Source organism: Streptomyces sp. NRRL F-5630 (assembly GCF_000719475.1).
GTDB lineage: Bacteria > Actinomycetota > Actinomycetes > Streptomycetales > Streptomycetaceae > Streptomyces.
The window spans coordinates 75031-93213 of sequence record NZ_JOGO01000011.1 but is presented as its reverse complement, the minus strand read 5'-3'; the positions used below and the strand labels follow the sequence as shown (position 1 = coordinate 93213).

The 18183-nt window shown below is 74.1% G+C and carries 18 protein-coding genes and 1 riboswitch; of the genes, 13 read left to right on the top strand and 5 right to left on the bottom strand.

Annotated elements, in window-relative coordinates:
* Positions 1–138 precede the first annotated feature (138 nt).
* The gene (locus IF99_RS30625; protein ID WP_107048945.1) at positions 139–1002 is read right to left on the bottom strand and encodes an AAA family ATPase; all 864 of its coding nucleotides are present in this window, start codon (positions 1000–1002) and stop codon (positions 139–141) included.
* Between the two features lie 250 nt (positions 1003–1252).
* Positions 1253–1356, top strand: a riboswitch (glycine riboswitch).
* 144 nt (positions 1357–1500) lie between these two features.
* On the opposite strand from IF99_RS30625, the gene gcvT reads away from it, so the two are divergent.
* The 6 genes from gcvT to IF99_RS0107885 all read left to right on the top strand — a co-directional run bounded on the left by gcvT (position 1501) and on the right by IF99_RS0107885 (position 9498).
* Entirely contained in the window at positions 1501–2640 is a 1140-nt protein-coding gene (gene gcvT, locus IF99_RS0107910) for a glycine cleavage system aminomethyltransferase GcvT (protein ID WP_030995640.1), read from the top strand.
* A gap of 211 nt (positions 2641–2851) precedes the next feature.
* Positions 2852–3235: a glycine cleavage system protein GcvH gene (gene gcvH, locus IF99_RS0107905; protein WP_030995639.1), complete on the top strand. Its 384-nt coding sequence runs from the start codon at positions 2852–2854 to the stop codon at positions 3233–3235.
* Positions 3236–3282: 47 nt separating this feature from the next.
* Positions 3283–4551: a serine hydroxymethyltransferase gene (gene glyA, locus IF99_RS0107900; protein WP_030995638.1), complete on the top strand. Its 1269-nt coding sequence runs from the start codon at positions 3283–3285 to the stop codon at positions 4549–4551.
* 232 nt (positions 4552–4783) lie between these two features.
* A complete protein-coding gene (locus IF99_RS0107895) occupies positions 4784–6151 on the top strand; it encodes an L-serine ammonia-lyase (RefSeq protein WP_030995637.1) in 1368 nt (455 codons plus the stop codon).
* 218 nt (positions 6152–6369) lie between these two features.
* The gene (locus IF99_RS34755) at positions 6370–6525 is read left to right on the top strand and encodes a hypothetical protein (RefSeq protein WP_234340622.1); all 156 of its coding nucleotides are present in this window, start codon (positions 6370–6372) and stop codon (positions 6523–6525) included.
* A 222-nt stretch (positions 6526–6747) separates the two neighbouring features.
* Positions 6748–9498: a SpoIIE family protein phosphatase gene (locus tag IF99_RS0107885; RefSeq protein ID WP_030995635.1), complete on the top strand. Its 2751-nt coding sequence runs from the start codon at positions 6748–6750 to the stop codon at positions 9496–9498.
* Between the two features lie 231 nt (positions 9499–9729).
* Here IF99_RS0107885 and IF99_RS0107880 read toward each other — a convergent pair whose 3' ends face one another.
* On the bottom strand, positions 9730–10086 hold the full coding sequence (locus IF99_RS0107880) for a hypothetical protein (protein ID WP_030995634.1): 357 nt from the start codon (positions 10084–10086) through the stop codon (positions 9730–9732).
* Positions 10087–10291: 205 nt separating this feature from the next.
* Between IF99_RS0107880 and IF99_RS0107875 the strand changes: the two genes are divergently transcribed.
* From IF99_RS0107875 to IF99_RS0107850, 6 genes are all read left to right on the top strand, one after another.
* Positions 10292–11152 carry an STAS domain-containing protein gene (locus IF99_RS0107875; protein ID WP_030995633.1) on the top strand — a complete coding sequence of 287 codons (861 nt, stop codon included), beginning with the start codon at positions 10292–10294 and terminating at the stop codon, positions 11150–11152.
* A complete protein-coding gene (locus IF99_RS0107870; protein ID WP_030995632.1) occupies positions 11149–11526 on the top strand; it encodes an STAS domain-containing protein in 378 nt (125 codons plus the stop codon). The genes IF99_RS0107875 and IF99_RS0107870 overlap by 4 nt, the downstream gene beginning before the upstream one ends.
* Entirely contained in the window at positions 11523–11945 is a 423-nt protein-coding gene (locus IF99_RS0107865; RefSeq protein WP_030995631.1) for an anti-sigma regulatory factor, read from the top strand. Before IF99_RS0107870 ends, IF99_RS0107865 begins: the two co-directional genes overlap by 4 nt.
* The gene (locus tag IF99_RS0107860; RefSeq protein ID WP_030995630.1) at positions 11933–13024 is read left to right on the top strand and encodes an ATP-binding SpoIIE family protein phosphatase; all 1092 of its coding nucleotides are present in this window, start codon (positions 11933–11935) and stop codon (positions 13022–13024) included. Before IF99_RS0107865 ends, IF99_RS0107860 begins: the two co-directional genes overlap by 13 nt.
* Positions 13025–13202: 178 nt before the next feature.
* Positions 13203–14240 carry an iron-containing redox enzyme family protein gene (locus IF99_RS0107855; protein WP_030995629.1) on the top strand — a complete coding sequence of 346 codons (1038 nt, stop codon included), beginning with the start codon at positions 13203–13205 and terminating at the stop codon, positions 14238–14240.
* A 197-nt stretch (positions 14241–14437) separates the two neighbouring features.
* Positions 14438–15283, top strand: a complete 846-nt coding sequence (locus tag IF99_RS0107850) for an ABC transporter ATP-binding protein (RefSeq protein WP_030995628.1) — start codon at positions 14438–14440, stop codon at positions 15281–15283.
* A 77-nt stretch (positions 15284–15360) separates the two neighbouring features.
* Here IF99_RS0107850 and IF99_RS0107845 read toward each other — a convergent pair whose 3' ends face one another.
* A complete protein-coding gene (locus IF99_RS0107845) occupies positions 15361–15576 on the bottom strand; it encodes an EF-hand domain-containing protein (protein WP_030995627.1) in 216 nt (71 codons plus the stop codon).
* A 104-nt stretch (positions 15577–15680) separates the two neighbouring features.
* On the opposite strand from IF99_RS0107845, the gene IF99_RS0107840 reads away from it, so the two are divergent.
* Positions 15681–16340 carry a hypothetical protein gene (locus tag IF99_RS0107840; RefSeq protein WP_030995626.1) on the top strand — a complete coding sequence of 220 codons (660 nt, stop codon included), beginning with the start codon at positions 15681–15683 and terminating at the stop codon, positions 16338–16340.
* A 102-nt stretch (positions 16341–16442) separates the two neighbouring features.
* Here IF99_RS0107840 and IF99_RS0107835 read toward each other — a convergent pair whose 3' ends face one another.
* Positions 16443–16955: an ATP-binding protein gene (locus IF99_RS0107835; protein WP_030995625.1), complete on the bottom strand. Its 513-nt coding sequence runs from the start codon at positions 16953–16955 to the stop codon at positions 16443–16445.
* Between the two features lie 311 nt (positions 16956–17266).
* Positions 17267–18034, bottom strand: coding sequence for an enoyl-CoA hydratase/isomerase family protein (locus IF99_RS0107830; RefSeq protein ID WP_030995624.1), 768 nt, complete (start codon positions 18032–18034; stop codon positions 17267–17269).
* Positions 18035–18183: the final 149 nt, after the last annotated feature.

Genomic DNA, 18183 nt, shown 5'->3' with positions numbered 1-18183 from the left:
TCTTCCCACCCTGTGCCGGCGGGTGCCTGACCCGCTGTCGTTCCCAGGGCCGCCGCGGTACGCGGGGCCGCTGTCGTTCGCTGCTTGCGGGCGCACTGTAGCGCGCGGCGCCGACAGGCGGCCCGGGATCGGCGCCGCTCAGCCGCCGGCCGCGGGACGCGGTCCCGGCAGCGCGGGGGGCGCCGTGGGCGGTGCGGCGGGCGGTACGGCTCGGGGGCCCGCCGGGGGTACGAAGTCGAGGCCGGCCAGTCGCGCCGCGGCCTCGCGGTCGAGGAGGACGAGGCGGGCGCAGCCGCGCGGGAGCAGCCCGCGGGCGGCGCGGGCGCGCAGTCTGCTCGCGGCCCTGCGGTGGCGGGCGAAGGCGTAGCGGCTCACCTCGCGTCCCCGTGCGCGCTGCCCGGCGCGGGCGAGGGGCGGGGAGACGTCGAGGAAGAGCAGGTGGAAGCGGGTGCCGCGGCGTCGCGCGGCGAGGGCGAGCAGGGCCCGGACGAAAGGCAGCGTCCCGCAGTCGTGCACGAGGAGGCTCTGGCGCGTGGTGAGCGCGGCGCGCAGCAGGACGCGGTAGTGGTCGAGCCTGACGAGCGGCCGGTACAGGGCGTAGGGCAGGGTGGGCAGCCGGGCCGCCCAGCGTTCGCGGGTGTCCTGCGAGTCGAGGACGCGGGCGGCCGCGTGGCGGGCGAGGAGCGTCGACTTGCCACTTCCGGGAAGCCCGGAGACGGCCACCAGGTCGCCCTCGCCGAACCGCAGCCGCCGGGCGGTGTACGGGGCACCGTGGCGCAGGTCCAGGACGAGGGGCGCGGCCCGGCGCGCGGGCCCGTCCGCGACGTACGCGTCCACTCCCGCTGTACCGGAGCAGCCCCCCGCCCGGCCGGGCACGGCCGCACCCCCCTGTCCCCCCGACCCGCCCGTACCACCGCTCCCCCGCTCCCCCACCCCCGGGCACACCGCCGCCCCCGGGTGCTCTCCCGCGTCGCCACGCTCCGTGCCGGTCTGCTGCCGCATCGCGCTTCCTCCCCGCGTGCCGGCGGTCCGCCCGCCGCACGCTCTCCAGAGTAAAGAGAAGGTAATGCGGACCACCGGGAAAATGCCCAGCGCGGGGGTGCGGGAACCCCGGAGTGACCTACCTCGCGGACGGGCGGCGGGATGCCCCTTCTGTCGCCCGGGGCGGCGTGCGATGATGGCGGCGATCCACCGCTGCTCCCCAGCCCGGCAGCCTTCGGCCCGTCGGCTGGACAACCTCATAACGGCCGCTTGAATCCGCGCGGGAGAGTCCCGGGAGCCGCACAGCCGCTCCGGGGCGCCGAAGGAGCAAGTCCCTCCCTTGAATCTCTCAGGCCCCGATACCGCGCGGGCGAGGCACATCTGAAAAGCGGGCCGGGCGACCGGTCCCACCCACGGTGCAAGTCCGCCCGCCGCGCGCGGGTCATGGCGAACCTCTCAGGTCCCGATGACAGATGGGGAGGAACCACCTCGCCCGTCTCGTTTCTGGGAGCCGACCGCATGAGCGACACGCCAGACACCGCCCCCCTCCGCAAGACCGCGCTCGACGCCGCGCACCGCGCGCTCGGCGCGACGATGACCGACTTCGCGGGCTGGGACATGCCGCTGCGCTACGGCAGCGAGCGCGAGGAGCACACGGCGGTGCGCGAGCGCGCCGGGCTCTTCGACCTCTCCCACATGGGCGAGATCACCGTCACGGGCCCGCAGGCCGTCGATCTGCTCGACTTCGCGCTCGTCGGCAACATCGGCTCCGTGAAGGAGGGCCGGGCCCGTTACACGATGATCTGCCGCGAGGACGGCGGCATCCTGGACGACCTCATCGTCTACCGCACCGCCGCCGACACCTACCTCGTCGTCGCCAACGCCTCCAACGCGCAGACCGTCCTGGACGCGCTGCGCGAGCGCGCGGCCGGTTTCGACGCCGAGGTGCGCGACGACAGGGACGCGTACGCGCTCCTCGCCGTGCAGGGTCCGGCGGCGGCGGGCGTCCTCGCGAAGATCACCGACGCGGACCTCGACGGGCTCAAGTACTACGCGGGCCTGCCGGGTTCCGTCGGCGGTGTCGAGGTCATGATCGCGCGCACCGGCTACACGGGCGAGGACGGTTTCGAGCTGTTCTGCGCGCCCGCCGACGCGCCGAAGCTGTGGGGCGCGCTCTTCGCCGCCGGGACCGGGTCCGGGATGGTGCCGTGCGGGCTCGCCTGCCGCGACACGCTGCGCCTGGAGGCCGGGATGCCGCTGTACGGGCACGAGCTGAGCACGTCGCTCACGCCGTTCGACGCGGGTCTCGGGCGCGTCGTCAAGTTCGAGAAGACGTCGAACGAGGGTCGTTTCGTCGGCCGTGAGGCGCTGGAGGCCGCGGCGGAGAAGGCCGCGAGCACCCCGCCGCGCAAGCTCGTCGGGCTGATCGCGACGGGGCGCCGGGTGCCGCGCGCCGGGTACGCGGTCGTGGCGGACGGGCAGGTCGTCGGCGAGGTCACCTCGGGTGCCCCGTCCCCGACCCTCGGCAAGCCGATCGCGATGGCCTACGTGGACGCCGCGCACGCCGCGCCGGGCACGGAGGGCGTCGGCGTCGACATCCGGGGCAAGCACGAGCCGTACGAGGTCGTGGCGCTGCCCTTCTACAAGCGGCAGAAGTAGCGCCGCGGGTCGCCGGTCCCGCCGCGCGCGTGCGGCCCCCGGGTCCGCCGCGCGTGCGGCTCTCGGTCCGCCGGGTCCGCCCGGCCCGTGCCAGAAGCGTGACGGGAGCGCGCGCCGCCCGTGCGACCCACTCCGGCCCCGGCGCCTCCCCGCCCCGTCCCTCCGCACCCCCTTTTCCCACCACTCCCCCGCGTACAGGAGAATTCAGGCCATGAGCAACCCCACGAACCTGCGGTACAGCAAAGAGCACGAGTGGCTGTCGGCCGCCGAGGACGGTGTCTCGACCGTCGGCATCACGGCGTACGCCGCCGGTCAGCTCGGTGACGTCGTCTACGCGCAGCTCCCCGAGGTCGGTGACAGCGTCGCGGCCGGCGAGACCTGCGGCGAGCTGGAGTCGACGAAGTCGGTGAGCGATCTGTACTCGCCCGTCAACGGTGAGGTCACCGAGGTCAACCCTGATGTCGTCGAGGACCCCTCGCTCGTCAACTCGGCCCCCTTCGAGGGCGGCTGGCTCTTCAAGGTGCGCGTCAGCGAGGAGCCCGGCGACCTGCTGAGCGCCGAGGAGTACGCGGCCTTCGCGGGCTCCGACGACTGACGGCGCACGGACGACGTACGAGACGACGCACGATAGGGACTGAACTCTTGTCTTCGCTCCTCAACACCCCGCTTCACGAACTCGACCCCGAGGTGGCCTCGGCGGTCGACGCCGAGCTGCACCGCCAGCAGTCGACGCTGGAGATGATCGCCTCCGAGAACTTCGCCCCCGTCGCCGTCATGGAGGCGCAGGGCTCGGTCCTCACCAACAAGTACGCCGAGGGCTACCCGGGGCGCCGCTACTACGGCGGCTGCGAGCACGTCGACGTGGTCGAGCAGCTCGCGATCGACCGGGTCAAGGCGCTCTTCGGCGCCGAGCACGCCAATGTCCAGCCCCACTCGGGCGCGCAGGCGAACGCCGCCGCGATGTTCGCGCTGCTCAAGCCGGGCGACACGATCATGGGCCTGAACCTGGCCCACGGCGGTCACCTGACCCACGGCATGAAGATCAACTTCTCCGGCAAGCTCTACGACGTCGTCGCGTACCACGTGGACGAGGAGACCGGCCGGGTCGACATGGATCAGGTCGAGAAGCTGGCCCGGGAGGCGCGGCCGAAGCTCATCGTGGCCGGCTGGTCGGCGTACCCGCGTCAGCTCGACTTCGCCGCGTTCCGCCGGATCGCGGACGAGGTCGGCGCGTACCTCATGGTCGACATGGCGCACTTCGCCGGGCTCGTCGCCGCCGGTCTGCACCCCTCGCCGGTGCCGCACGCGCACGTCGTCACGACGACGACGCACAAGACGCTCGGCGGCCCGCGCGGTGGCGTGATCCTGTCCACGGCCGAGCTGGCGAAGAAGATCAACTCGGCGGTCTTCCCCGGTCAGCAGGGCGGCCCGCTGGAGCACGTGATCGCGGGCAAGGCGGTGGCCTTCAAGGTCGCGGCCTCGGAGGACTTCAAGGACCGCCAGGCGCGGACCCTGGAGGGCGCGCGCATCCTCGCGGAGCGCCTCGTCGCGGCCGATGTCGCCGAGCACGGCGTCTCGGTCCTCTCCGGCGGTACGGACGTGCACCTCGTCCTCGTCGACCTGCGCCACTCGGAGCTGGACGGCCAGCAGGCCGAGGACCGTCTCCACGAGGTCGGCATCACCGTCAACCGCAACGCGGTCCCGAACGACCCGCGGCCGCCGATGGTCACCTCGGGCCTGCGCATCGGGACCCCGGCGCTCGCGACGCGCGGTTTCGGCGCGGCGGACTTCACCGAGGTCGCCGACATCATCGCCGAGGCCCTCAAGCCGGGCTACGACGCGGCGGCGCTGCGTGCCCGGGTGACGGCGCTCACCGACAAGCACCCGCTGTACCCGGCGCTGGGCGCCTGAGTCCCGGCACGGTTCCCGGGGGCTCGCTCCCCGGCCCGTACGGGTTCCGGTACGCCGGGTACGGGCCTTTCGTGCCGCTTTCCGGCCCGTCCCGCACACTGGGGGGAGACCCCCGGCGCGCGGGACGGGCCGCGCGCCCCCACCTCCGCCGTTCCCTTCCGCCCTTCCCCGTTCTCCCGCACGTCCCCCGTTCCCGGACGGACGACGACGTCCGTCTTTTGAGGAGTGTCCCGTGGCCATCTCGGTCTTCGACCTGTTCTCCATCGGCATCGGCCCCTCCAGCTCGCACACGGTGGGCCCCATGCGGGCGGCGCGCATGTTCGCCAGCCGGCTCAAGAACGAGGGGCTGCTCGTGCCGACCGCGCGGGTGCGCGCCGAGCTGTTCGGCTCGCTCGGTGCCACCGGGCACGGGCACGGCACCCCGAAGGCGGTGCTGCTCGGCCTGGAGGGCGCCTCGCCCCGTACGGTCGACGTCGAGCACGCCGACGAGCGGGTGGAGGAGATCCGCACGGGCGGGCGGATCGCGGTGCTCGGGGTGCACGAGATCCCCTTCGACTACGACGAGGACCTGCTGCTGCACCGCCGCGAGGCGCTGCCGTACCACGCGAACGGCATGAAGGTCTTCGCGTACGACGAGGCGGGCGCGCTGCTCCTGGAGAAGACGTACTACTCGGTCGGCGGCGGTTTCGTCGTGGACGAGGACGCGGTCGGCGAGGACCGCATCAAGCTCGACGACACCGTGCTGAAGTACCCCTTCCGCACGGGCGACGAGTTGCTGCGCCTCACCCGCGAGACGGGCCTCTCGATCCCGGCGCTCATGCTGGAGAACGAGAAGGCGTGGCGCACCGAGGAGGAGATCAGGGCCGGTCTCCTCGAGATCTGGCGGGTCATGCGGGACTGCGTGGCGCGCGGCATGTCGCGCGAGGGCATCCTCCCCGGCGGCCTGAAGGTCCGCCGCAGGGCGGCGTCCTCGGCGCGCCAGCTGCGCGCCGAGGGGGACCCGCTCGCCCGCGCGATGGAGTGGATCACGCTCTACGCGATGGCGGTGAACGAGGAGAACGCGGCGGGCGGTCGCGTCGTGACGGCGCCGACGAACGGCGCGGCGGGCATCATCCCGGCGGTCCTGCACTACTACACGAACTTCGTACCGGGCGCCGACGAGGACGGCGTCGTGCGCTTCCTGCTCGCGGCGGGCGCGGTCGGGATGCTCTTCAAGGAGAACGCGTCGATCTCGGGGGCCGAGGTCGGCTGCCAGGGCGAGGTGGGCTCGGCGTGCTCGATGGCCGCCGGGGCGCTCGCCGAGGTGCTGGGGGGCAGCCCCGAGCAGGTCGAGAACGCGGCCGAGATCGGCATGGAGCACAACCTGGGCCTGACCTGCGACCCCGTCGGCGGTCTCGTCCAGATCCCCTGCATCGAGCGCAACGGCATGGCAGCCGCGAAGGCCGTCACGGCCGCCCGCATGGCCCTGCGCGGCGACGGCAGCCACCTCGTCTCCCTCGACAAGGTCATCAAGACGATGCGCGACACGGGCGCCGACATGTCCGTCAAGTACAAGGAGACGGCGCGCGGCGGGCTCGCGGTGAACATCATCGAGTGCTGAGGGAACGGGACTTGATCAGCGCGTTCGCGTCTCGCGGCGCCGTCCGGGGGCGAGACGCGAAGAGGGGAACTCCTCGGTGGTGCGGGGGCGTCCTCTTCTCCGACGATCTTGGTGGCAGGGGAGGACGCGCTGTGAGTGACCGTGAGCGAGGCGAAGGGGCGGCATCGGCTGCTCCGGGCGGGGCTCCGTGGTGGGCCGGTCTCCGGGTGGCCGGTGGGGTGGTTCTCGCCGTGATCGGGGCGGGGCTGCTCGTGTGGCCGGTCCTGCGCGGGGACTCGGCCGATGAGGACTGGGCCCGCTACTACGGGGCGGGCAAGGTGCTGGCCATCGGATGCGTCATCGCCGGGACCGCGCTCGTCGCCCGCCGCCGCTGAGCGGGCGGCCTGCGGGGAGGCACGGGCGGACGCGCCACGCGGGCCCCTGGTGGGCAGGCCGGGCAGGGGGCGAGCCCTTCGGCCCGGCTCCCGCAGGGCGGGCGCTTGAGCAATGCTTTCTCGTGCTTCTCCGCCCCCTGGATGCTCCGGGAGCACTCCGGTGAGGGGTGCCTGCGGAGCGCCGTCGCGGGTGGGCACGCTCGGGGGCGCTACAACTGGTCCATGCGCGCGACAGGTCTCCTCCGGCGGGCGCGGGCTCTGTTCCCGCGCAGCCCGCACAGCCTCGCCGGTCAGGTCTTCGTCCTCCAGCTGCTCGTGATCGTCGCGCTCGCCCTGATGATGGGCGCCGTGTACGTGCACGAGGCGGACTACCGGGCGACGCGTGCGGCCTACGACCGTTCGCTGGCCGTCTCCGAGACCTTCGCGCACGCGCCGGGCACCGTCGCCGCGATGCGCTCGCGCGACCCGAGCGCGGTCCTCCAGCCGAGTTCCCAGGCCGTGCGCGCCAGGGCGAACGTCACGTTCGTCGTCGCCTTCAGCCCGGACGGCATCCGCTGGAGCCACCCCGATCCCTCGCTCATCGGCAAGCACTTCTCGGGGGATTTCGCGCGGGCGCGCTCGGGCAAGCCGTTCCAGGAGATCTTCGACAGCCCCCGCTACGGCGAGACCGTCGAAACGACGAGCCCGGTCCTCGACGGGCGGCGGATCGTCGGCTTCGTCTCGGTGGGCATCAAGCTGCACAGCGTGAACCGGGTCGTCATGGGACAGCTCCCCCTCCTCGGCGGGCTGTTCGCGGTGGCGCTCGCCCTCGCCGTCGTGGCCACCGCGCTGGTGAGCCGGCGCCTGCGCGCGCAGACGCACGGGCTCGGCCCCGGGGGCATGACGCGGATGTACGAGCACCACGACGCGGTGCTGCACGCCGTGCGCGAAGGCGTCGTCATCGTCGGCCCCGACGGGCGGCTGCTGCTCGTCAACGACGAGGCGCGGCGGCTGCTGGGCCTGGACGAGGAGGAGGTGACGGACCGGGACGTGCACGAGGTGGGCATGGCGCCGGACATCGCCTCGCTCCTCGCCTCCGGGCACGCGGCCAACGACGAGATGCGCGCGGTCGGCGACCGGCTCGTCGCCATCAACCAGCGGCCGGTGAGCGAGGACGGCAGGGGGCGGCAGGGCTCGGTGGCCACGCTGCGCGACACGACGGAGCTGCGCGAACTGGCGAACCGGGCCGCTTTCGCGCGCGGCCGCCTCCAGCTCCTGTTCGACGCGAGCGTGCGGATCGGGACGACGCTCGACACCGTGCGCACGACCGAGGAACTGGCCGAGGTCGCCGTGCCGCGCTTCGCCGACTACGTGAGCGTGGAACTCCTCGAACCGGTGCTGCGCGGCGAGGAGCCGACGCTCGCGGGCACCGAGATGCGCCGGGTCACGGTCCGGGGCGTCCGGGACGACCACCCGCTCCTCCCGGCCGGGGAGGTCTTCGACTTCCTGCCCGGCAGTCCCGTCGCGGACGCCGTCCTGACGGGCCGCGCGCAGCTGTGCACCGATCTCACGGACTCGGCCGCGTGGACCACGCACCCTCCGGAGCGTGCCCAGGAGGTCGTGGACTTCGGCATCCACTCGCTCCTGTCGGTGCCGCTGCGGGCCCGGGGCGTCGTGCTGGGCATGGTGGACTTCTGGCGCTCGGAGCAGGCCCCGTACCAGGACGAGGACGTCTCGTTCGCGGAGGAGCTGGCCGCCCGCGCGGCCGTCGCCGTCGACAACGCGCGCCGGTTCACGCGCGAGCACGCGATGGCCGTGACGCTCCAGCGCAGCCTGCTGCCCCGGGCGCTGCCGGAGCTCTCGGGGCTGGAGGTGGCGTACCGGTACCTGCCCACGAAGGCCGGGGTGGGCGGGGACTGGTTCGATGTCATCCCGCTCTCGGGGGCCCGCTTCGCGCTGGTCGTCGGGGACGTGGTGGGGCACGGGGTGCACGCGGCGGCGACGATGGGGCGGCTGCGTACCGCCGTGCACAACTTCTCCTCGCTCGATCTCGCCCCTGACGAGCTGCTCGCCCATCTCGACGAGCTGGTGGCCCGGATGGACGAGGACGAGGAGAACGCCGAGTCGTCCGGCGGCGACGATCCCCCCGTCACCGGCGCCACCTGCCTTTACGCGGTCTACGACCAGGTCTCCGGGGTGTGCGCGGTCGCGCGGGCCGGGCACCCCGGCCCCGCGCTCGTGACCCCGGACGGGGTGGCCACGTACCCGGAGATCCCGGGTTCGCCGCCGCTGGGTCTCGGCAGCGGGCTGCCCGTCGAGAAGACGGAACTGACCCTGCCCCCCGACAGCCTGTTCGTGCTCTTCACGGACGGGCTCGTCAAGGACAGGGAGCGCGACATCGTCACCGGTCTCGCCCTGCTGCGCGACACGCTCGCCGTGCCGGGGCGCGGTCCCGAGGAGACGTGCGGCGCCGTCATGGAGCGCCTGCTCGTGCGGGAGCCGGGCGACGACGTGGCGCTGCTCGTGACGCGTACCCGCCGGATGCCCTCCGAGCGGATCGCGGAGTGGGACATCCCGCCGGACCCGGCGGCCGTCTCGCGCCTGCGCGTCGAGGTGCTGGCGCGGCTCGACGAGTGGGGTCTCGGGGACCTCGCGTACACGACCGGGCTGATCACCAGTGAGCTGGTCACCAACGCGATCCGCTACGGCGCCCCGCCGGCGCGGCTGCGGCTGCTCCACGACGTGTCGGGGCTCATCTGCGAGGTCAGCGACAGCAACAGCACGGCGCCCCACCTGCGGCGGGCGAAGAGCAGTGACGAGGGCGGGCGCGGGCTCTTCCTGGTCGCGCAGTTCGCCGACCGCTGGGGCACCCGCTACCTGAACCGCGGCAAGGTGATCTGGACCGAGCAGTTCCTGACGGACGGGGGCCAGGAGGCCGGGGAGCAGGATGTCGACGCCCTTCTCGACCAGTGGTCCGACGAGGAGCCGGTGTGAGGGGTGGCGGCCTGGCGAAGGGTGTGTCCCCTGCCCCGCCGTCGAGCGAGCGGTGGCGGCCGGGCGAGCGGGGAGGGCGGCGACCGGGCGCGGTCTAGCCGCTGATCGGCCGCGTCAGCCCCCGCCGGGCCCGCCTGCCCCGCCCCCGTGCCGGTCAGCGGGTGCCGGGGGCACGCGCGCCCCGGCCCGGACTGCGGTGGTCCGGGCCGGGGAGGTGAGGGGTGAGGATCGTCACGCCGCCCCGCCGCGCCCGTAGTGGGTACCGATCTCGGTGCGGTAGCCGGGGTCGGCGAGGTGCTTGTCCTTGTCGAACTCCGGGGCCGACTTGATCTCGTCCTTGGTGCGGCTGACCGTCACCGTCTTGTTCTCGTGGTCGATGCCCGTGAGGGTGCCGGCCGGGAGGAGGACCTCCTTGCCGAAGATCCAGACGCCGGTGTCCACGACGATGTACTGGCTGTCGACGTCCGTCGAGTGCTTGTCGACCTCCCCGATGTGACCGTCGCGGGCCTCGACCTTGTAGCCGACGATCTCGGCGTCCGCGTAGTTGGTGACCTCGGGGCTGTAGTTCCACAGGTTGCCGTCCGTCATGTCCTCTCCCCACTCCCGGGGAACCGCCCACCGCGGTTCCGCTGTGTGGAGCCGGGTGCCCTTCCGGCCGCTCGGCACGCATGCGATATTTGCCGCACAACAATGATCAGGGTGTTTCCCGCCGCCGAGGCGGGGCGGCGTAGGGTCGGTGACTCAGCCGGGGCCTGGTCCCCGTACCCGTGACGCCCGAGGAGGAACGGAGCCGATGGCGACTGCCGGGAGTGTGGAGAGGCTGGCGGAGGTGCTGGCCGCGGAGCAGGAGCGGCTCACCGCGGCGTGGGTGGAGCGGGCGCTGCCCCCGCTCCAGGGCCGGGTGAGCGCGCCCGAGGTGGGGCAGGAGCTGCGCGAGCTGTACGCGGCCGTGCTCGGGGCGCTGCGCGGAGGCTCGCTCGACCACCGGGCCGAGCCCTACACGGAGGTGCGCGGGCTGCTCGTGGAGCTGTCGCGCAACCGGGCCAGGCAGGGCTTCACGCCCACCGAGACCGCGCTCGGCGTCTTCCTGTTCAAGGAGATCGTGCAGCCGGAGCTGTCGGGTTCGCGCGCCGACATGGCCGCGTTCCTCGACTTCTCGCGGCTCGTGGACAGCCTCGGGCTCTTCACCGTCGAGGCGCACGCCACGACGCGTGAGGCGATCATCACGGCGCAGGCCGAGCAGTTGCTCGAACTGTCCACGCCGGTCGTGAAGGTGTGGGACGGCGTGATCGCGGTGCCGCTCGTCGGGACGCTCGACTCGGCCCGTACCCAGGTCGTCATGGAGAAGCTGCTGCAGGCGCTCATCGACCACAACTCGACCCAGGCGATCATCGACATCACCGGGGTCTCGGCCGTGGACACGCAGGTCGCCCAGCACCTGCTGAAGACGGTCGTGGCGGCGCGCCTCATGGGGGCCGAGTGCACGATCTCCGGGATCAGGCCGCAGATCGCGCAGACCATCGTCGGGCTCGGCATCGAGTTCGGCGACATCGTGACGAAGTCCTCGCTCGCGGACGCGCTCGCGCACGCCCTGCGCCGCATCAAGGCGGACCACGAGGCGGACGGCTCGGTCGTGCCGGGAGGGTTGCTGTGAGCGAACGCGTCCCGATCCTGCGGATCGGCGGAACGCTCCTCGTGCCCATCCAGGTCGAGCTGGACGACCAGAGCGTCCTCGACCTCCAGGAGGACCTCTCGGAGGAGATCGTCCGCACGGGGGCACGCGGCGTCGTCATCGACATCTCGGCGCTGGAGATCGTCGACTCTTTCGTGGGGCGGATGCTCGCCACGACGGCCGCCGTCTCGCGTGTGCTCGACGCGGAGACGGTCGTCGTCGGGATGCGCCCGGCCGTCGCGATGACACTCGTCGAACTGGGGCTCTCGCTCGGCGGCGTGCGCACCGCGCTCGACCTGGAGCAGGGGCTGCGCGTGCTGCGCCGCGCGGGACGTACGGCTCCGGAACGCGGATGACGAGCCCTCAGCCGGCACCCGCGCCGGCGCAGACGATGACGATCGCCACCAACAACGACGTGGTGAAGGCGCGTCAGCTGGTGCGTGCCCTCGCGCAGGAGAGCGGGCTCTCCCTGGTCGAGCAGACGAAACTGGTGACCGCGGCGAGCGAACTCGCCCGCAACACACTCGTCCACGCGGGCGGCGGCGAACTGCTCGCGAGCCGGGTCAGCGCGGGCGGGCACGAAGGGGTGCGGCTCGTGTTCCGCGACGAGGGGCCCGGGATTCCCGAGCCGGACCTCGCCCTCACGGACGGCTGGACCTCGGGGGACGGCATGGGCCTCGGCCTGAGCGGCTCGCGGCGGCTCGTCGACGACTTCGACCTCGACACCTCGGTGGGCGAAGGAACGACGGTGACGGTGACGAAGTGGGCACGCTAGAGGAGCCGGACGGGCGGGGGCGGAACGGGTGGCAGGTCGGCGCGTACGACATGCCGCGCGCCGAGGACGTCGCGTGGCTGCGCGTGGATGTCGCCTTGCCGGCGGCGGCGCGCAGCGCGGCGGCGCAGCTGTGCCACCGGCTCGGTTTCGGGGCGCGGCGCACCTCGGAGGTCGCGCTCGCGGTGACCGAGGCGGCGACGAACCTCCAGCGGCACGCGGGGGACGGTTCGCTGCTGCTGCGGCTGGTCCGTACCCCCGATGAGGCCGCCCTCGAATTCCTCGCGCTCGACAGCGGCCCCGGGATGTCCGACGTCGCGTACTCGCTGCGGGACGGGGCGTCGTCGGCGGGGACGCTCGGCGTGGGGCTCGGCACGATCGGGCGGCTGGCGGACGGCTTCGGCATCCACTCGCTGCCCGAGCGCGGGACGGTGGTCACGGCGCGGTTCTGGCCGGACCGGGAGGGGGGACCGCACCGGCCGGAACCGCTCGTCGCGGGGCTGACGCGGCCGATCAGCGGCGAGATCGTGTGCGGGGACGCGTGGGCGGCGCGGCCGGTGGCCGCGACCGGCGACGGGCCCGGCGCCGTCCTCGTGATGATGTGCGACGGGCTGGGGCACGGGCCGCTCGCGGCGCGCGCCGGGGAACTCGCCGTGGAGGCGTTCCTGAGCAGCACGGCCCGGGAGCCCGACGAGGTGCTGCGGGTGCTGCACGGGGCGCTGCGCGGCGGACGGGGCGCGGCGGTGGGCGTCGCGAAGCTCGATCTCGCGACGCGGCGGGTGCGGTTCTGCGGTGCGGGGAACATCAGCGCGTACGTGATCGGCGAGGGGCGGCGGCGCTCGCTCGGCTCCGCACCGGGGATCGTGGGGCACCAGCTGCCGAGGCTGCGCGTGTTCGACGACATCATGGCGGGCGTGGACGGGACGCTGCTGCTGCACTCGGACGGATTGACGTCGCGGTGGGAGCCGGGGGACTTCCCGGGGTTGTTCACCATGGCGCCGTTGACGGTGGCGGGGCAGATCTTCAACCAGGCGGCGGTCCGCCGGGACGACGCGGGCCTGGTCGTGGCGCGGCTCCCCTGACGGGCCGGGGCGCGGCTCCGTCCTGCCGGGGAGACGGGACTCCTCCCCCGGCCCCGCTCCGCGAGCGCCGGAGGGGCGCCCCGCTGGGGCCGCGCGTGGCCGTGGTGGGGGCCCGCTCGTGTCGCGCGTGTGGACCGCCCGAGTGGTGCGGGGCGCGCGGGGGCAGCAGGCTGGGGGCATGACGACGGCGACAGGTGCGGTCAGCGGGGCGCGGCAGGAGCCGCCGGAGCTTCCCGAGGCGCGCGGTGATCTCTCCGCGCACCTGCTCACGGCGCTGCGCGCGGGGCGCGACGCGCCCCCCTGGGGGCCGCAGGCCGCGCGGGTGGACCCGCTCGGCGAGGACCTGCAACTCGCCCTCTTCGTCCTCTACGGGCTCCAGCGCGGCGGCTGGGCGGGGCTGGAGCCCACCGCCGAGTGGGAGCCGCTCCTGCTGGGGCTGCGCCGTCCCCTGGAGCGGCGTTTCCTGGAGGCGCTGCGCGGTCTGACGCGCGGCGCCGAGGACGTCTCGGCGGCCTTCGCCGATCTGCTCGTCCAGCCCGAGGGCGGCGATCCGACGAGTGTGAGCGGCGCGCTGGAGCGGGACGGGAAGCCCTGGCAGATCCGCGAGTACGCGGTGCTGCGCACTCCCGCGCGGGCCTTCCAGGACGACGGGCCCGCCTGGGCGCTGCCCCGGCTGCCCGCGCGCCCCCGGGCCGGGCTCCTCTCCCTCCTGCACGCGCGCGCCGGGCACGGGCAGCCCGCGCGCGGCCACGCGATGCTCGCCGAGGAGCACCTGCGCGCCCTCGGCCTCGACCCGGCGCCCGGCAGGTACGTGGACGCGGTCCCGGCCGCGTCCCTCGCGCTCGCCAACCTGGGCGCGCTCTTCGGCCTGCACGGCGCGCTGCGAGGCGCGCTCGTGGGGCACGCGGCGGCGTGGGGCGTCCTGCTGCCGCGCGCGGCGGCCCGCCTGGACGCGGCGCTGGAGCGGACGGACGCGCCGGAGGAGGCGCGGCGCTACCCGAGGGCGCGGGCCGAGTCGGGCGCGGCCGAGGAACAGGTGCTGCGCTCGGAGGTGCTCGCCCCGCTCCTGCGCGCCGAGCCTGGCCTGGAGCCGGACGTCGTCCTCGGCATCGAGGCGACGAGCCTGCTGGAGGACCGCCTCGCCGCGCACACGCTCACGGCATGGGGCGCGGGCGAATGGGCGCTGCGGCTCCCGGTGGCGGCGGCGGAGGACTGAGGAGACCGGCGGAGGCCCAAGGCAGGCGAGCCGGGCCGGAGAGCGCGGCGGTTCTTTGCGGCGGCGCGCTCCCGTACCGCCGCCCCTCCCCCATACCCCCATACCGCCGCCGCTGCCCCTACCGCCGCCCCCGCCGCGTCCGGATCGTGAACGGGCGGAACGTGGTCCGGCCGCGCGGGCGTACCTTTCGGTGCACTATGACCACCACTCCCGTACGCGAAGCAGAAGACGAGGGCCGCGCGACAGCGGTCCTGCACGCCGAGGAGGTCGCGCTCGTCCGCGAGGGCGCGCTTCTCCTGGACCGGGTGTCCCTCACCGTCCGTGAAGGCGAGCACTGGGCGTTGCTCGGCGCCAACGGCGCGGGCAAGACGACGCTCCTGAGCCTGCTCGGCGCGCTCAGCCACCCCACGCGCGGGCAGGTCGAGGTGCTGGGGCGCAAGCTCGGGCGCGTGGACCTGCGGGAACTGCGGACGTACGTGGGGCATGTCAATCCGCGCCACCCGCTGCGCAGCGCGCTGAAGGTGCGCGACGTGGTGCTGACCGGGCTGACCAACAGCGTCGAGCCGCTGCCGCGCTGGCAGCCGGACGCGGAGCAGCGCGAGCGCGCCGAGCGGCTCATCGCGACGCTGGGGCTCGGGCACCGCGCCGAGGCGACGTGGCCGACGCTCTCGCAGGGCGAGCGGGGCCGGGCGCTCATCGCGCGTTCGCTCATGCCGGAGCCCCGGCTGCTGCTGCTCGACGAGCCGGCGACCGGGCTCGACGTCGCGGGCCGCGAGCAGCTCATCGAGAGCATCGAGGCGCTGACGGCCGGGCGGCCCGCGCTCGCCTCGGTCCTCGTGACGCACCATCTGGAGGAGCTGCCGCCCGGCACGACGCACGCGCTGCTGCTGCGCGGCGGGAAGGTGCTCGGGAGCGGGCCCGTGGACGAGGTGCTCACGAGCGAGTCGGCCTCGGAGTGCTTCGGGCACCCGCTGCGGCTCGCCCGGCACGGGGGCCGGTGGAGCGTGCGGACGGCGGGGCGGGCGCGCGCCGCGCGGCTCTGAGAACGGGGCGGGGCGGGGCGCGGGGGTCCGTGTGCCCGTGGGGGCGGTCTGCGGGTGCGGACCGCCCCTCGCGCGGCTCAGCCCTTGTGGACGCCCGCCCAGAACTCCTCGAAGGAGAGGAGCTTGTCGCCGTTGGCGTCCTTCGAGGCGATGATGGCCTCGGCGACGGAGGCGGTGACGTAGAAGTCGCCCATGCGGGCCATGGCCGACTTGTACTCGTCGGCGGTGATGAAGCCGTCCCCGTCGGCGTCGAACTGCTGGAACGTCCTGCGTGCCTCTTCGATGTCGGCCATCGGCCCGTCCACCCCTTCTCGGTGCTGCTGTCAGGCCGTCAGGGTATCCGGCCCCTCCCGGCCGGAGGAGGGCGAGACCGCCACGGGAAGAAGGAGCACGGATCATGACGGACCTGCGGGCGCTCTTCGCGGATCTTGCGCGGGGGCGTTTCCCCGCGCCCGACGGGACGACGACGGTGTGGCCGCTGGCCGGGGAGCCCGAGGCCGGGGTGCTCGCGCTGACGGCGCGGTCCTTCGTCTTCGCCGACACGGACGAGGGATGGGTACGGGAGCGGCTCGCGCGCGCAGGCTCCGACCCGCTCGCCGCGAGCCTGCACCCGTCCTTCCTCTCCGCGCTCCTGGAGCGGACCGGGCGGCGGATGGACACGGTGGACCTCCTGACGGTCGCCCCCGCGCTCCCGGGCCCGCCCCCGCTGGAGCTGCGGGAGAGCACGGCGCACGGACACCCGCGCGTGGCCAGGGCGCTGCGGCGCCGCACGGAGGTACGGGTGTGGGAGACGGCCGAGGGCGATGTGGTGCTCCTCGGCAGGGGCCCGGGCGGGCGCTGGGAGACGGCGATCGAGACGGCGGGGACCGGGGGAACGGTCCGGGGGCGGGGCCGGGCCCTCGCGCTGGCGGCGCGTCACCTCGTGCCCGGCGCTGCGGTATGGGCGCAGCAGGCCCCGGGGAACGCCCGCAGCGTGCGGGCGTTCCAGGCGGCGGGGTACCGCGCGGTGGGGGCCGAGGCGCTGCTGTGGCGGGCACCGGGAGGGGACGGGCCCTGAAGGGGCGGGTCCTCAAAGGGCCTGGGCGGGGTGAACGCGGGGGCCGGATATCGGGCGAAATGACGCCGTGTCAGCGGCGCGCACCCGCGCGGGCGCGGCGCCTCAGCGGTCCGTCGCGCGGAGTTCGAACCACGTCTTCTTGCCGACGGGCAGCAGGTCCACGCCCCACCGCTCGCTGAGCCGCTCCACGAGCGCGAGCCCGTACCCGCTCGTGACGGCCGTCCCGAGGGACGGCATGACGCAGGGCAGGGCCCGCGAGGGATCGCGGAACTCGACCCGGATGCGTCCCGGCCTGCGCGTCATGCGGAGCCCGAAGGAGCGCGCGCCCGCGTGCCGCACCGCGTTGCCGAGCAGTTCGGAGACGAGAAGCGCGGTGGTCTCGGCGAGTGCCGGTGACAGCCTCCACTCCTCCGTGACGACGAGCGCGGCGAGGCGGCGCAACTCACCCCCCGACTCAGGGGTCGCCTCGACACGGATCTCCGACTCCGCCGGGTTCCCGTGCGCGTCCAAGGCCGCCAGGGCGCGTTCGTCCTTCGCGCCCGGCGTCCACCGTGCCACGGGCCTGCCCTGCTCGGCCCGCCGCGTGTGCTCTGTTGTGCTCTCCAGCCCCGCCATGCCCCCATGATGGCGGTCCCCAGCCGTCCGCGTGCGCGTTCCGGCGGAATATGACGGGGCGCCGGAACGCTCGTGAAGACCACGTCCGGCATATGCCGAAGGCAAAAGGAAAGCTCCGGCGGCTGTCACCGGGGGTGATGACGCTGTGCGGACGAGTGATCACGCCCCGGGTGCGCACCGTTTCTTAAGGTTCGCTTAAGGCGGACATAAGACGTCGCGCGCGGGGTGTGCACGCCCCCGTGCGCCCGGGGGCGGCGAGCTGGGCGACGGGTCGCGGGGGCCGCGCCCGCGCGTACCCGCCCGGCGGCCGCTCAGCCGAAGTGTGCCTTGCCCGGCCCGTCCTCGACGAAGCTGCGCATCCCGATCTCGCGGTCCTCGGTCGCGAACAGCCCCGCGAACCAGGTGCGTTCGAGAGCGAGCCCGGTGTCGATGTCGGTCTCCAGACCGCCGTCCACGGCCTCCTTCGCGGCACGCAGCGCGAGCGCCGGGCCCTTCGCGAGCTTCGCGGCCCACGCGTGCGCGGTGGTGAAGACCTCCTCGGCGGGGACGACCTGGTCGACGAGGCCGATCCGCAACGCCTCGTCCGCACGGACCTGACGACCGGTGAAGATCAGGTCTTTGGCGCGCGAGGGGCCGACGAGGCGCGAGAGCCGCTGCGTGCCGCCGGCCCCCGGGATGAGGCCGAGGAGGATCTCCGGCTGGCCGAGCTTGGCGTTCTCGGCGGCGACGCGGTGGTCGGCGCACAGCGCGAGTTCGCAGCCGCCGCCGAGCGCGTAGCCGGTGACGGCGGCGACGACGGGCTTCGGGACGCGCGCGACGGCGGTGAACGCGTCCTGGAGGGCGCGCGAGCGCAGGACCATGTCCTTGTGGCTCATGCCGCGCATCTCCTTGATGTCGGCCCCGGCCGCGAAGACCTTCTCGCTGCCCCGGATCACGACGGCCCGGACGTCGTCCCTGCGGGTGACCTCGCCCGCGAGCGCGTGCAGGCTGTCCTGCACGGCGGCGTCGAGCGCGTTCATGGGGGGCCGGTCGAGGGTGAGGGTGGCGACACCTTCGGCGACGTCGAGGAGCACAGTCATGCCCGCACCTTATGCGCCGGGGTCACGGGCGCGGACGTGCGCTTGACCACAGGCGCGGGGCGCGGGGCGCGGAGGACGAGACGGCGGACGGCACGGGCGGGTGCAGACGCGAGAGCGGGAACGGGGCGCCGCCCGCGAAGGCGCCGCCC

Bases quoted from the DNA above. Each gene is read 5' to 3' on its own strand.
- IF99_RS0107830 (WP_030995624.1), bottom strand. From the start codon at position 18,034: ATGACTGTGCTCCTCGACGTCGCCGAAGGTGTCGCCACCCTCACCCTC.
- IF99_RS0107885 (WP_030995635.1), top strand. From the start codon at position 6,748: ATGCGCGCGACAGGTCTCCTCCGGCGGGCGCGGGCTCTGTTCCCGCGC.
- IF99_RS0107835 (WP_030995625.1), bottom strand. From the start codon at position 16,955: ATGGCGGGGCTGGAGAGCACAACAGAGCACACGCGGCGGGCCGAGCAG.
- IF99_RS0107880 (WP_030995634.1), bottom strand. From the start codon at position 10,086: ATGACGGACGGCAACCTGTGGAACTACAGCCCCGAGGTCACCAACTAC.
- IF99_RS0107865 (WP_030995631.1), top strand. From the start codon at position 11,523: ATGACGAGCCCTCAGCCGGCACCCGCGCCGGCGCAGACGATGACGATC.
- IF99_RS0107855 (WP_030995629.1), top strand. From the start codon at position 13,203: ATGACGACGGCGACAGGTGCGGTCAGCGGGGCGCGGCAGGAGCCGCCG.
- IF99_RS0107875 (WP_030995633.1), top strand. From the start codon at position 10,292: ATGGCGACTGCCGGGAGTGTGGAGAGGCTGGCGGAGGTGCTGGCCGCG.
- gcvT (WP_030995640.1), top strand. From the start codon at position 1,501: ATGAGCGACACGCCAGACACCGCCCCCCTCCGCAAGACCGCGCTCGAC.
- IF99_RS0107850 (WP_030995628.1), top strand. From the start codon at position 14,438: ATGACCACCACTCCCGTACGCGAAGCAGAAGACGAGGGCCGCGCGACA.
- gcvH (WP_030995639.1), top strand. From the start codon at position 2,852: ATGAGCAACCCCACGAACCTGCGGTACAGCAAAGAGCACGAGTGGCTG.
- IF99_RS0107845 (WP_030995627.1), bottom strand. From the start codon at position 15,576: ATGGCCGACATCGAAGAGGCACGCAGGACGTTCCAGCAGTTCGACGCC.
- IF99_RS0107840 (WP_030995626.1), top strand. From the start codon at position 15,681: ATGACGGACCTGCGGGCGCTCTTCGCGGATCTTGCGCGGGGGCGTTTC.
- IF99_RS30625 (WP_107048945.1), bottom strand. From the start codon at position 1,002: ATGCGGCAGCAGACCGGCACGGAGCGTGGCGACGCGGGAGAGCACCCG.